Annotated in this window: 14 protein-coding genes; all 14 read right to left on the reverse strand. The window is 34.8% G+C overall.

Annotated elements, in window-relative coordinates; all coding sequences use genetic code 11:
- Positions 1-2: 2 nt before the first annotated feature.
- Positions 3-1,448: a lipopolysaccharide biosynthesis protein gene (locus NE848_RS13930; RefSeq protein ID WP_252114663.1), complete on the reverse strand. Its 1,446-nt coding sequence runs from the start codon at positions 1,446-1,448 to the stop codon at positions 3-5.
- A gap of 4 nt (positions 1,449-1,452) precedes the next feature.
- Complete coding sequence (locus NE848_RS13935) at positions 1,453-2,730, reverse strand: glycosyltransferase family protein (protein WP_252114665.1); 1,278 nt, start codon at positions 2,728-2,730, stop codon at positions 1,453-1,455.
- Positions 2,731-2,751: 21 nt separating this feature from the next.
- Positions 2,752-3,831 (reverse strand): nucleotidyltransferase family protein, encoded by a 1,080-nt coding sequence (locus NE848_RS13940; RefSeq protein ID WP_252114667.1) that lies wholly within the window; start codon positions 3,829-3,831, stop codon positions 2,752-2,754.
- A gap of 307 nt (positions 3,832-4,138) precedes the next feature.
- Positions 4,139-5,026: a methionyl-tRNA formyltransferase gene (locus NE848_RS13945; RefSeq protein WP_252114669.1), complete on the reverse strand. Its 888-nt coding sequence runs from the start codon at positions 5,024-5,026 to the stop codon at positions 4,139-4,141.
- A 79-nt stretch (positions 5,027-5,105) separates the two neighbouring features.
- Complete coding sequence (locus tag NE848_RS13950) at positions 5,106-6,248, reverse strand: LegC family aminotransferase (protein WP_252114671.1); 1,143 nt, start codon at positions 6,246-6,248, stop codon at positions 5,106-5,108.
- Entirely contained in the window at positions 6,248-7,438 is a 1,191-nt protein-coding gene (locus NE848_RS13955) for a UDP-N-acetylglucosamine 4,6-dehydratase (RefSeq protein ID WP_252114673.1), read from the reverse strand. The genes NE848_RS13950 and NE848_RS13955 overlap by 1 nt, the downstream gene beginning before the upstream one ends.
- Positions 7,439-7,460: 22 nt before the next feature.
- Positions 7,461-8,021, reverse strand: coding sequence for a dTDP-4-dehydrorhamnose 3,5-epimerase (rfbC, locus tag NE848_RS13960; protein WP_252114675.1), 561 nt, complete (start codon positions 8,019-8,021; stop codon positions 7,461-7,463).
- Positions 8,018-8,884: a glucose-1-phosphate thymidylyltransferase RfbA gene (rfbA, locus tag NE848_RS13965; protein ID WP_252114677.1), complete on the reverse strand. Its 867-nt coding sequence runs from the start codon at positions 8,882-8,884 to the stop codon at positions 8,018-8,020. The genes rfbC and rfbA overlap by 4 nt, the downstream gene beginning before the upstream one ends.
- On the reverse strand, positions 8,884-9,942 hold the full coding sequence (gene rfbB / locus NE848_RS13970) for a dTDP-glucose 4,6-dehydratase (RefSeq protein ID WP_252114679.1): 1,059 nt from the start codon (positions 9,940-9,942) through the stop codon (positions 8,884-8,886). Before rfbB ends, rfbA begins: the two co-directional genes overlap by 1 nt.
- 3 nt (positions 9,943-9,945) lie before the next feature.
- A complete protein-coding gene (locus tag NE848_RS13975) occupies positions 9,946-11,202 on the reverse strand; it encodes a sulfate adenylyltransferase subunit 1 (RefSeq protein WP_252114681.1) in 1,257 nt (418 codons plus the stop codon).
- A 169-nt stretch (positions 11,203-11,371) separates the two neighbouring features.
- The gene (gene cysD / locus NE848_RS13980; protein ID WP_252114683.1) at positions 11,372-12,277 is read right to left on the reverse strand and encodes a sulfate adenylyltransferase subunit CysD; all 906 of its coding nucleotides are present in this window, start codon (positions 12,275-12,277) and stop codon (positions 11,372-11,374) included.
- Entirely contained in the window at positions 12,277-12,873 is a 597-nt protein-coding gene (gene cysC, locus NE848_RS13985; RefSeq protein WP_279344069.1) for an adenylyl-sulfate kinase, read from the reverse strand. Before cysC ends, cysD begins: the two co-directional genes overlap by 1 nt.
- Complete coding sequence (locus NE848_RS13990) at positions 12,866-13,342, reverse strand: DUF2061 domain-containing protein (protein ID WP_252114688.1); 477 nt, start codon at positions 13,340-13,342, stop codon at positions 12,866-12,868. The genes cysC and NE848_RS13990 overlap by 8 nt, the downstream gene beginning before the upstream one ends.
- Entirely contained in the window at positions 13,335-14,129 is a 795-nt protein-coding gene (cysQ, locus tag NE848_RS13995; RefSeq protein ID WP_252114690.1) for a 3'(2'),5'-bisphosphate nucleotidase CysQ, read from the reverse strand. The genes NE848_RS13990 and cysQ overlap by 8 nt, the downstream gene beginning before the upstream one ends.
- Positions 14,130-14,132 lie beyond the last annotated feature (3 nt).

The raw sequence follows: 14,132 nt of genomic DNA on the forward strand, positions 1-14,132 counted from the left end.
CGTTACTTCTTAAATACCTTTTTAGCTAATTCAACTTCTTCACAACCAAAAAAATAAGATATTGAAAAATAAAAAACTGAACCTGAAATTGTAAGTATAAGTAAATTAAATATAGGAGCTAGTTGGGCTGGGCCTACCAAAAAAATCTTTAAAACAAATAAACCTAATGCCATGCCTGCAGAACAAAAAAATGAATTGGATAAATTTTTGAGCATATCGAGGACTGAAACTCCAATTTGTTTTCCTGCAATATAGAAATTTGGAGCTGCTGTAATAAAACCGGCCAGAGCATAAGCAATTACAAGGCCTAAAAGCTCCCCTACCATAATTCCAATAATAAAACTCGTTAAATAAATTACGCTCATTACTAATGTCACTCGGAAAGCTATATATGACTTCCCCAAAGCATTATAAATTACACCATTCAAAGAAAGTATTGATTGAACAGCACCAAGAAGCGCTAATATGGAAATAACAGGGATCATTGCTAACCAGTTTTCCCCAAAAGCAACCAATACAAATGGTTTTGCTAAAATGGCAAGACCCGTCATCATCGGAAAAGTAATAAATGCAATTAATTTGGTCGCCTTAAGATATATTATCCGAATTTGCAAAATATCATCTTGAAGAATGGAGAAGGAAGGAAACATAACCTTAGAAATCACGCCCGATATATTCCGAAGGGGTAACATCATAACAGCGTAAGCCTTGGTATAAATCCCTAAATCACTCTCTCCAAGAAATTTACCTATTAACAAATTATCTGCATTCCTACTCCAATAATTTATAGTGGCATCTCCAGCAACGTTAGAACCAAATTTAAAAAGCCCCATAAATGAGTTCCTACTAAATCTTAATTTTTGATTCAAGGGGTTATGAATTAAAAAAAGTATGGTAATGATTACTCCGTCAATTAACATTTTCACCAGAATACTCCACTCTCCAAAATTGTGATAAGCCATTAAAATTGCTGATACCGAACTCACAACTGTAGCAGCAAGAATAATTATTGTGTTAAGCTTTATATTAAGGTTTTTAAAAGTCAAGGCACGATTAACCCCGCTTAATGCAGAAATTAAAAAAATAGGCGACAGGGCCCGGGTTAAAATCATCAAAGTAGGCTTATCATAAAAGTCTGCTATTAGCGGTGCTAAAAAAAAGAAAATAATAGTTAACATTAAACCAAAGAAAATATTCACACAGAATACTGTATCTATATCCTTCTTCGAAATTTCCTTTTTTTGAATTAAGGCTGTACTAAAACCAAAATCAACAAAAATCTTTGCAAAACTGGTGAAAACCGCGATCATCCCTATGGTTCCAAACTCCTTAGGAGTAATCAATCTTGCAAGCACAAAGGTCACCAAAAGGTTAATTATTTGATTCCCTCCCTGATTTATGAAACTCCAGACTATTCCGGTTTTGGTTTTCCTTAAATGATTTGACATAGAATTATTTATCTAATTCACTATATATATCCAACCAATTCTTCTGTATTTCACTAATAGAAAAATTTTGAATAATCAAACTACGGTTTTGAGCAATTTTGAGTTTATAAATCGATAGATATTGCTCAATATCTTTTAAAATTTCTTTTAAATCTGAAAAATCATTGAACTCTACGTACTCTAAGCCATAATTTTTAAAAGTTTTATAAGGAAGCCAACTTCCCACTATTGCAAGATTGTTGGTGTAGAAGAATTCCGTAAGGAAAGCGCTTAGACCATCGGTTGTGGGTGCATGGATATAAACATCAGAAATGATCTTAAGTTTTGCCATCATTTCCCAATCAAGAAATTTTTCAATATAAGTAAAACCAGTATTTAAATTAGAACACTGTTTTTTTATATAATTTATATGGTCCATAGTACGATTTCCATAGGAAAGAGGAAATACCACATGAAACTTTTCAATTATTTCCTCTGGAATTTCTTTTAAAATTTCAATGAATTTTAGGTGATTATTCTCTTCCACTGCATTATGCCCATATAATATGACTAATTTATCTTCGGCAATATTTAATTTTTCTTTAAAATCAGCTTTCCATTTTTTATCCCCTTCTAACAATTGTTCGGCTACGTTATAAAAAGTTTCATCATGGATAAATCTTGCTGTTCTAAACTTATCCAAAAGATTAAAACCGAAACGGTTTTGAATTGCAAATTGCATTTCTGGTGTGGCAGCTGTAATTAAATTACCTTTTGGAAGAATGGTTTTTTGAATTTCATGATCTTTCCATTTAGAGATTCTGAAAATGTCAGAGCCCCAGTATGTGTATATGATTTTATAATCCTTTTGTAAATAATATATAAAAAGGCCATGTTTATGGTTTAAAAAGTGGAAATGAATAATATCAGTGCTGGTTTCCCCATCAATAAATCTAGCGAAACTATAGGCATGAAGATGTTGTTTGGTAAGCCTATAACTATGAGCCAAATAATTTAACAAACCCTTCTCAGCAAAATGTATGCGATGATCCTTCCAGAAATAAGTCGAAGCACTTAAATGAATTATACCCTTTAAGAGAGAACCTAAATTGAGTGAAGGAAAGCCGAACTGATAATTGTATTTGAAAATTTTATCAGCCCTTTCGTGGACATTTAAATTTCCGAATCCCTTTAAATTAATAGAACTAAAACTAAACCGTGATAATTCGGGAGCAATATTCTCATATAATTGTAAAATATAATTAGCTTGCCCTGTGCCAGCGATTAAAACCTTTTTTTTCATGAATATCTGGTTTAATGCACTTTATAGATTAATTCCAGGGTAACCGAGTTTTTGAGAAGTCTTATTATACTCATCCCATTGACCTATATCCATCCAGCTCCCCTCACTTACAGGAAAGATCCCCACTTTACCATTTCTATCCAATATCCTTTCGATAAGAGTTGTAATATGAAAAAAATCATCTTCAGGAATTTCTTCCAGAAGGTGAGGTTCAAGGATATACATCCCGGCATTAATAAAAAAGTTATACTCAGGCTTTTCTTTTAATTTTTCCAGAACACCATTCTCTCCAAACTCAAGAGTACCATAAGGGATCTTAAAGTGCTTTACTGCACTTACAGCAGTGAGTTCATTTCCATTGGACTTATGATATTTTAGCATTTCAGAATAATCATCCTTGATGAGAATATCACAATTAGTAACAAAAAAAGTTCCTTTTAATTTACCTTTTAATAAGTGAAGGCTCCCGGCAGTACCCAAAGGTTTGTTCTCTTCAAAATAATTGATGCTATAATCTCTTTGAGGTTGATTCGCAAAATAACTACGAATCATATCCTGTTTGTAATTTACTGTCAAATGAAAATTCTTTACTCCTACCTCATTAAAAGAATCTATAATCCACTCCAATACCGGTTTCTCTCCAAGTGGTATAAGGGGTTTAGGGATAATATTTGTAATAGGTTTTAAACGGGTTCCCTTTCCCCCAGCCATGATCACTACAGGAATATCATGAAGAGTATCCACCCTCTCTTTTTTTTCAGAAAAAATCTGATCCCAGAAAATAACATCCACCACATTCTGATCTTCGTCAACTATTGGCATAGTTTCAATACGGTGTTGGAGCATAAGATTACGAACATCCTCTTCCTTATCCTGAGCTGATGCAATAATTATCCTATCCCTTAAAATGGAATTTATTTCATCCTCCAATGAACGATTAGAAAGAATTGCTCTTTGAATATCACCTATACTTAATACTGATTTAAATTTTTGGTTTTTACATACCAAGAGTAATTTTGATGCTCTTTCATCCATAATCTGAAGAGCTTTTCTAATCTTCGTATTTGGTTCAATCATCAACCTTCTCCAATCTCTAGACATAAATTCCTTGGTCACTTTTTATTGAATTAATCTAATTTAATTTTCTTTATTTGATGAATTTCCGGATTAATCTAATTAGCGATTAAACCTTTTCAATATTCCCTATGGATACCCCTTTTGTTTTAGATTTGCATCCTGATGCGCTGCTCTATAAAAATTTTTGTTACGAGCTTACCTGCACAATAAGTTTGTAATTTTATAAAATCTCTACCTCCATTTGTTTTGGAATCAGGTAATTTCCATAGTAGTTTCAATCTCCCAGCTGTGATTGACATCCGCCCCTGTTATAATATTGTTTTCAAATTCGTTAAGTTAATACTTCTCCAACCTTTAGTTTTGTATTCACTTCCATAATTTCTATAAAAGAATTCTGTGTTTTTACCAAATATCCATTTTTGGTTTTAGATAATATCTGTCCCGGTTTACCAATATAACATGGAGCCTCCTGAATAAACCTGGCTTTATTTATTTTAATCTCTTTACCGTTCAGTATTGTACGTGCCTGCGGTCCAGGATCACAAATCGCTCTGATAAAATTAAATATATTTCTTGAGGAATCTTGCCAGGTAATTTTTTCATCACCTTCCGATCTTCGCCCGCAATACATACCAATTGGATCTATTAATTTTTGAGGAATTCGATTTACCTTTTCATCCAAAAAAAGCTTTATTGAATCATACAGGATATTTGCACATTCCCCGTAAGCTATTTGAAGTAGAGTGCCGTAGTTGTCCTTATCTGTGATGCAAAAAGTCCGTTGTAAAATTATATCACCTGTGTCAATTCCTTCATCTACAAAATGCACTGTAATTCCAAATTCTTTTTCATCGTTTATTAAAGCCCAATTCAGGATATTTCTTCCTCTATAGAATGGTAATTTACCTGCATGACAATTGATTATTCCTAATGGGGTTAGATTTAATATATCTTCCCTAAAGATTTGATTGAAACTCATAGAAACCAAAATATCACATTCATAAGAGGAAATCCTCTCTAATGAGTGCACTGAGTTTACATTATTTAATTTAAAGTAATCTATTCCAAATTCCTCTGTATACCTAAGTAAAGTTTCATCTTGAGTATCAAATCGAGGTACAACAAAGGCAATTTCGATACGATTATCATCAGCTATTATTTCAAAAGCCTTATGCGACCATGGACCATCTGCGAAATAACCTATCTTAATTTTTTCCATATTCCTGTATTGACTATCCAGCTTTTTTTAAAAGTTAACTTTGAACTATAAATCAAAATGTAAAACTATACCTTAAAATTTATCGAATGCTACTAGGTATGTTTACGATCCTATCCTCCAAAAATTCCGCGTTCTTCTGATTATCCCTAAAACAGTCTTTGTACATATCCAATTTATACATTAACTTCCAAATGGGTCGAGTCATCACTCCGTTCTGGTTGGTATATTTTAAGAACTCTTCCCTATCCCTCTTATTCTGGAGTTCAACACACATCAACCAATAATTAGATCTTGAATGTTCAGGTTCTTTTCTAAATTTAATTCCTAATCCATCAAAAAATTGATCATACTTATTAGCGAGTTTCCGTTTTTTATCAACAAATTCCGAAAGAGATTCAAGTTGACCACAAACTAAGGCTGCATTTAGGTTAGGCATTCTAAAGTTATATCCAAGCTCATCGTGTATATATTCGTAAGGATGTGAAATTTTTGCAGTAGTGGTTAAATACTTAGCTTTTTTTCCTACCAGTTCATCGTTTGTTACTATTGCACCTCCACCACCACTTGTTACAATCTTATTACCATTAAAAGAGAACACCCCTAATTTCCCAAATGCGCCCGTATGCTTTCCTTTATAAGAACTTCCTAAAGATTCTGCTGCATCTTCCACTACCGGAATATTCCATTCTTCACAGATTGGAATAATCTTATCAATCTTCACTGGAAATCCGAATGTATGCATGGGTAAACAAGCTGAAATCTTTTTACCCGAAATTTTATTAAAACATCCATCATCCCTTATTTCACCATATTCCTCCAAGAAGTGTTTAAGAGCAATATGAGATAAACCCATAGTTTCGTAATCTACATCCAGAAAAACCGGCTCGGCTCCATTATATTTGATAGCATTAGCGGTCGCTACAAATGTAAGCGCCTGGGTAATAACTTCATCTCCTTCTTTTACCCCTGCAAGACGTAAAGCTACCTGAATTCCAGCAGTTCCATTTACAACTGCTACCGCCTTTTTAACAGCCGTTATTGAAGCCATCATATCCTCAAATTTGTCTACATACGCTCCAACCGAAGAAACAAAGGTTGAGTCTATTGTATTGCAGACATATTTTTTTTCATTACCCAAAAATTTGGGTTCATGAAGGGGAATAAAATTACTTCTTTGATAATAATCCCTAATAAATGAAACGGTATCTTCAGCTTCTTTCATTACATTTTTGAATCTAAATATTTACCTGTCTCTTTATGCCCAAAATCAGGAATCATCTCAAAAAACAAATCGACCAAATCATCCTTACTCCAAACCTGTACATTCCTTAAATTTTCGATTGCATTTTCAAAAAAATCTAATTTTTCCTGATTCTGATACTTATTTTTAATAATACCAAGATTCTTGAAGCGTTCCAGATCTAAAACTTCTTTGTCGGTAAAAAACTCTTCAAAATCCTTTTCCCCGGTAGTATCACTTCCAGTAAACAGGCAGGGCCATTTATTTTTTTGTGGAAGGGTATTGACAAGTTCCCTTGCTTCATTTTCATCCTTACACAGATAAGCATCATAGCCTCTTTGCTTTAGAAATTTAACGGCAATATCCGCGAAAGAAATCAAATGTAATTTCTCACTAAGTTTAGGGAAAAATATATCTCTGTTCTCTCCAAAAATGCAGGACATCAGGCAAAGTTCTCCACTTTCCTGAGCTGTAACAAAATAACGCTTTACATCATTAGGTGCGACGATTGGTTGTTTTTTCTGAATCCTTTGATTAAATCCGTGTAACAAAGAACCATCCGAAAAAGCAACATTTGCAAAACGGGCGGTAGAAATCGAAATATCCTTACTCCTTCTCATTAGAAACATTTCCATAATTCTTTTGGATGCTCCCATCATATTAACAGGGTTCGCTGCCTTATCGGTGGAAACGCAAAAATATTTTTTAGTTCCTTTATCTATCGCCTGTGCTATGGTTTTATCAGTATTAAATATGTTTACATCTATCATCCGCATCAAAGTGAAAGGATCCTTCTCACTTCGAACATGTTTAAGCGCCGAAAGATTTAAAATATAATCATATTTACCATCAACTTTAATAAAGGCATCATATTCTATAGAACCTATATCCAACGCAAATGTCCTGAACTCCCCTTCAATGTAACCATAAGAACTTCTGATATCTCTGACAAGCTCTACTAAATTGTTCTCACTAAGGTCCACCACATGCAGTTTCTTTGGCTTTCTCTTAAAGATCTCCTTGGTAACAGCCTGGCCTATGGATCCCGCTCCTCCTAAAACCAAGAATGAAGAACTGGATATCAGATCCTTCAATTTATCCCGATGGGAAAGAATATCTTCTTCAAATAAGGCTGTTTCTCTTCCTATTAAGGACAATATGCTATTTTCCATTTTAAAAAACTTCCCTATAAGTTTAATTAAGCTTCATTTCTTCAAGGATATGACGAAAGGCTTTGTTAGCCGAATCCTTTGGTGAAATTTTAACATCTTTATCCGGAATTTTCCAATCTATGTTTAAGTCGGGATCATTAAAAATGATCCCTGATTCACTTGAAGGCTCATAATAATTATCGCATTTATAAAGGAATTCAGATTCTTCACTTAAAACCACAAATCCATGAGCAAATCCCCTTGGAACAAACAGTTGCCGATTATTTTCAGCTGAAAGTTCAACAGAAAAATGTTTCCCGAAGGTGGGTTCTTCTTTTCTAAGGTCTACAACAACATCCAGTACTTTTCCTTTCACTACCCTAACCAGTTTTGCCTGTGCATATTCTCCAGTTTGAAAGTGGAGTCCTCTTAGGACCCCATATGTAGAGAAAGACTGATTATCCTGGACAAAATTAACTTCAAGCCCTGATTTTACCTTAAATACCTTATCATTAAAAGATTCATAAAAATATCCTCTTTCATCGCCGAAAACTTTTGGTTCACAGATAAACAAATCTTTAAATTCGGTTTTTATCAAATTCATAAATGTCTTTTTAAGCTTTTTAAGTATTCTCCATACTTACCTTTTCCGTACCTATTAATGGTCTTCTCAAATTGATCTGTATTAATGAATCCCATTTTATAAGCAATTTCTTCGAGGCAACCTATCATGGTACTCTGGTTTCTTTGTACCACCCGGACAAATTCGGTGGCATCATCCAGAGATTCTACTGTTCCCGTATCGAACCATGTCATCCCCCGACTCATAACCCCAACTTCTAATTTACCTTTTTCCAGATATACCTGATTAATAGAAGTGATCTCCTTTTCACCCCGGGCCGAAGGTTTTACATTTCGGGCAATCTCCACCACATCGTTATCATAAAAGTAAAGACCAGGCACCGCATAATTAGATTTAGGCACTTTAGGCTTTTCCTCAATTGAAATCACCTTTTGGTTAATATCAAATTCAACTACTCCATACCGGTTAGGATCGGTAACAGGATAGGCAAAAATGGCTCCGCCACTAACATTGGTTTTGGATTGTAAAAGCTTACTCAAACCGTTTCCATAGAAAATGTTATCACCTAAAATTAATGCGACTTTTTCATTCCCTATAAATTCTGCTCCTATGGTAAAAGCTTCAGCTAAACCATTTGGCTCTTCCTGCACGGCATATTCAAATACGCATCCAAACTGAGAGCCATCACCTAATAATTTTTTAAACAGATCCTGATCATTGGGAGTCGTTATAAACAAGATTTCATTTATTCCTGCCAACATCAGCACAGATATAGGATAATAGATCATAGGTTTATCATAAACAGGTAATAATTGTTTGCTCACAGCTATGGTTATTGGAAACAACCTGGTTCCTGTACCTCCTGCTAAAATAATTCCTTTCATTACTTATATTGTTTTAGATAATATTTCTGATAATCGCCGGTTGTAACATTCACCAACCACTTTTCGTTTTTCAAATACCAGTCTATAGTTTCTTCAATTCCTTCTTCAAAAGTGACACTTGGCCTCCATCCTAGTTCTGAATTGATTTTCGAAGCATCAATAGCATAACGCTTATCATGCCCAGGCCTATCTTTCACGAATGTTATTAATTCTTCAGACTCTCCCCGGTTTCTTCCAAGTTTCCGATCCATTACGGAACATAAAAGTTGTATCAGTTCGATATTTTGCCATTCATTAAAACCACCAATATTAAATGTTTCTTTAATGGCTCCTTTATGTAAAAGAAGATCTATCGCTACAGCATGGTCTTTAACGAATAACCAGTCCCGTGTATATTTTCCATCTCCATATACGGGAAGGTTTTCTTTCTTTATGATATTATTTATAAATAATGGAATTAATTTCTCTGGAAATTGATTAGGTCCGTAATTATTGGAACAATTTGAAATTATATATGGCAGCCCATAAGTTTCACCATATGCCCTTACAAAATGATCTGAACTAGCTTTTGAAGCAGAATATGGAGAATTTGGATCATAAGGAGTATCTTCTCTAAATAAACCTTCTTCTCCTAAAGTACCATATACTTCATCTGTACTTATATGATAGAATACTTTTCCAGAAAAATCACTAACCCAACTGTTTTTAGCAGAATTTAATAAATTCATAGTTCCAATTACATTAGTCCTTACAAAAGAAAGGGGATCGGAAATAGACCGATCTACATGAGACTCAGCTGCAAGATGAATTACTGCGTCAAACCCATAATCTGCGAACAGGTTATGTATAAAATCAGCATTAGTTATATCTCCTTTTATAAAGTGATAATTGCTTTTTCCTTCTACATCTTTAAGGTTTTCCAGGTTTCCTGCATAGGTTAACGAATCCAGATTATAAATTTGATATTCGGGATATTTATTAACCAATAATCTCACAACATGAGATCCGATAAAGCCTGCCCCCCCTGTCACCAATATTTTATTAAATTGTCGTGCCATTTTTTATACAATCATCCCCGCCGCAACGGTTTCATTAGTATTTTCATCAATTAGGATAATACTCCCAGTATTCCGATTGTCCCTGTAAGAGTCTAACATTAATCGGTGTGTAGTTCTTATTTTAACCCTGGAAATATCATTCATCCTTAGATCTTTATCCTCAGAATTTCGCATATAAGAGTTTATATCTATCTTATAAACCACCTCTTTTATCATAGCCCTTTGCTCGTTAGTAGTGTGCATTACAGTGTATTTGGCACGTGGCCTGGCAGGCTCATTATGAAGCCAGCAAAGCATAACATCAAACTCCTGTTCTCCTTCGGGCTGATTATTTTTCTTTACGATCATATCCCCCCTGCTCACATCAATATCATCCTCTAAAGTAATGGCTATAGACATAGGCGCATAAGCTTCCTCAACTTGCTGCTCCCCGCTATTAATGGATGTAATCCTTGAAGTAAAACCTGATGGCAATACAGCCACCTCATCTCCTACTCTATAGATCCCACTGGCGACTCTACCCGCATAACCCCTGTAATCTCTGTGTTCATCGCTCTGAGGTCTTAATACAGTTTGAACCGGAAATCTAGCATCTATCTTATTAATATCACTACTAATATGAAGCGTTTCAAGTATGTTCAAAAGCGTTCCTCCCTGGTACCAATCCGTATTCTCAGATCTATTAACAACATTATCCCCCAATAGAGCACTAATTGGAATAAAGCGTACATCCTTTACCAGAAGCTTAGATGAAAATTCTTCAAACTGGCCTATAATTTCATTAAATCTTTCTTCAGAATATTCTACAAGATCCATTTTGTTTACACAAACAATAAGGTGCGGAATGTTCAATAAGGAAGCTATAAAGGAATGTCTTTTAGTCTGCTCGATTACACCATGCCTTGCATCTATAAGGATTACCGCTGCATTTGCAGTTGAAGCTCCAGTCACCATATTACGTGTATACTGAATATGTCCGGGAGTATCTGCAATTATAAATTTACGTTTGGGAGTAGTAAAATACCTGTAAGCAACATCAATAGTGATACCCTGCTCTCTTTCATCCTTGAGTCCATCTGTGAATAAAGCCAGATCAACCCCGTCATGTCCTTTCTTCTCACTGGTAGCGCTTACCGATTCAAGCTGATCTTCAAATATAGATTTAGAATCAAAAAGAAGTCTTCCTATAAGAGTACTTTTACCATCATCTACACTTCCTGCCGTTGTAAACCTTAATAATTGATTATTATTTATTTCCATTTGTCTTTAGCTTTATGCGTTAAGCGTTAAGCTTTTTTTTAATTCCAATATTCACTTTTGTTGAATATCTGGATTCAGATCCTAGTAAAGGGAATTATTAATTCTTATAATATCTGAGTATATTAAAAAATCTACTAGCCTAAAGTGGGGCTTAAGGCCTAAAGATTAATTAAAAATATCCCTGTCTTTTTCGATCCTCCATTGCCGTTTCCGACCTTTTGTCATCAGAACGATCACCTCTTTCAGTCTTCCTCATCATAGAAACCTCATCCACAATTTTTTCAAGAGTGTCAGCATCAGATTCAATTCCTCCTGTAATCGTGATATCTCCCAGGGTTCTGAATCGGATCTTTTTCTTTTCGATTTTTTCTCCCTCTTCCAGTTTTAAATACTCTGATACCGGGATCCACGAATGATTTCTAAAAACAACTTGTCTTTCGTGGGCGAAGTAAAGAGAGGGAATGTTAATATTTTCTTGTTTTATATAATTCCAAACATCCATTTCAGTCCAGTTACTAATAGGGAATGCCCTGAAATGCTCTCCTTCAAAGTGCTTTCCGTTCAACAGGTTCCATAATTCAGGGCGCTGATTTTTGGGATCCCATTCTCCAAAATCATTTCTATGAGAAAAGAACCTTTCCTTTGCTCTTGCTTTTTCCTCATCCCTTCTTCCTCCTCCTATAGCGCAATCGACTTTATGTTCTTCAATAGCATCCAGAAGTGTGGTGATTTGCAAAGCGTTTCTGGTGGCATTCTTTCCTTTTTCTTCAGCAACCCTTCCATTATCTATGGATTCCTGAACAGACCCCACAATTAATTTGACACCAAGATTATTGATCAAATCATCCCGGAATTTTATTGTTTCGGGAAAATTGTGACCAGTATCCACATGCATTAAGGCAAAAGGTATTTTGCTCGGATAAAAGGCTTTTTTAGCCAAATGAGTAACCACAATAGAGTCTTTCCCACCGGAAAACAATATTACCGGATTCTCAAACTGAGCCCATACTTCACGTAAGATGAAAATGGCTTCAGATTCTAATTCATCAAGGTAATTCAGATAATATTTACTCATTACTTAATAATTTCCAAATTGGTTTTTAAAAAGGTGACAATTCTGTCAACTGCATCTTCCGCATCTTCCTTATCTGTCCTAACTTCAATATCAGGAGAATCGGGTTGTTCATACGGTGCATCTATTCCTGTAAAATTTTTGATCTCTCCTGCTCTTGCTTTTTTATACAAACCTTTAACATCCCTAGTCTCACAAATCTCAAGGGGTGTATTTACAAAAATTTCAATAAAATCATCCTCTCCTATAATTTCTTTAATAAAATCTCGATCGGCCTTTAAGGGAGAAATAAATGAAGCAATTACGATGTTACCTGAATTTACAAAGAGTTTTGCCACTTCTGCTATTCGTCTAAGGTTTTCTTTACGGTCTTCCCTTGTAAAACCAAGATTTTTATTCAATCCGCTACGAACATTATCCCCATCTAAAGCAAAAGTATGAACTCCAAGGTCGAACAGTCTTTTTTCCACCATATTGGCAAGAGTAGATTTACCCGATCCTGAAAGACCAGTGAACCAAACTACAAATGAGGTATGACCTTTTTGTTTCTTTCGGTCTTCTCTCTTTATATTAAAGGAATGAGGAATTATATTATTCATCACTATAACTTACTTCTTGTGCTTTTTTAAGCTTGTTATTTTGCAACTGCTTATTCCGTCTTTTATGCAAACCATAATCAAAATTATACCATGTTCTCTCGTGTAAGTAATATAAAACCATTTTGGTAATTACTTCAATGAGACCAATTTTGAGACCTGTGAAAGGATTACCGGATATCCACCAGGCCAGCATCATAGTATCCAGAGTACCCACTATTCTCCAGGTAACTGTCTTTGCTATATGTCTTTTTCGGCTATCACCATTTCTTGTTACACCCGCTTTAATATTAAACCAGATTCTTTCATGAACAAAGTATAAAATCATCTTAGTTATAACTTCGGAAAAGCCAATTTTCAAACCGGTATAAGCATTTCCGGTAATCAACCAGGACAATAATATTGTATCCACAGTACCAACTGTTCTCCAGGTAATAGTCTTGGCGATATGTCGCTTATACGATTTAGCCAATTGCTGAAACTAAGAAATGATTATTTAAGAGATGGGTGCGGTTATATTTCATTTCTTCCCCAGTTTTTTTATCAATTACACTAAGCCCCACTGAATTACAAATTGCATGTCCGGCAGCGGTATCCCACTCCATAGTAGGCGCAAAACGTGGATAGACATCAGCCTCTCCTTCAGCTACAAGGCAGAATTTCAGCGAACTTCCCCGGGAAACCACTTCTATTTCCTGATTATAATTCTCCTTTAGGTTGGCAATATAACTTTCCGTATCCTCATTCATATGAGATCTACTGCCTACTACTCTTATTTTTCCATTCTCTTTTTGAGGAGATATTTTTACTGATTTAGAATGATCAAAGGCACCCGAATCAGTTTGGATCAAGACTTGCTTCCAGGCAATATTTCCATCAGCATAATAAATGATATTTTTAGCTGGAACAAAAATCACTCCTAATAATGGGAAAGAATTTTCTATTAATGCGATATTCACTGTGAACTCCCCATTTCTCTTTATAAACTCTTTCGTTCCGTCCAGGGGATCTACTATCCAACAGAGGTCCCAGGACTTTCGTTCCTCATATTCCAATTGTCTGTTTTCTTCACTAATAATTGGTATTCCTGTAGAATTAAGATATTGGTTAATAACAGAATTTGACCTTATATCCGCTGCTGTTAAGGGAGAATCATCATCTTTCTGTTCAATATTAAAATCAGCTGAATCATACACCTCCATTATTGCATATCCTGCTTCAATAGAAGCTCTAATAGCCGTCACCAATCTCTTATCCATATA

The sequence above is a fragment of the Gramella jeungdoensis genome, assembly GCF_023805255.1.
GTDB classification, from domain to species: domain Bacteria; phylum Bacteroidota; class Bacteroidia; order Flavobacteriales; family Flavobacteriaceae; genus Christiangramia; species Christiangramia jeungdoensis.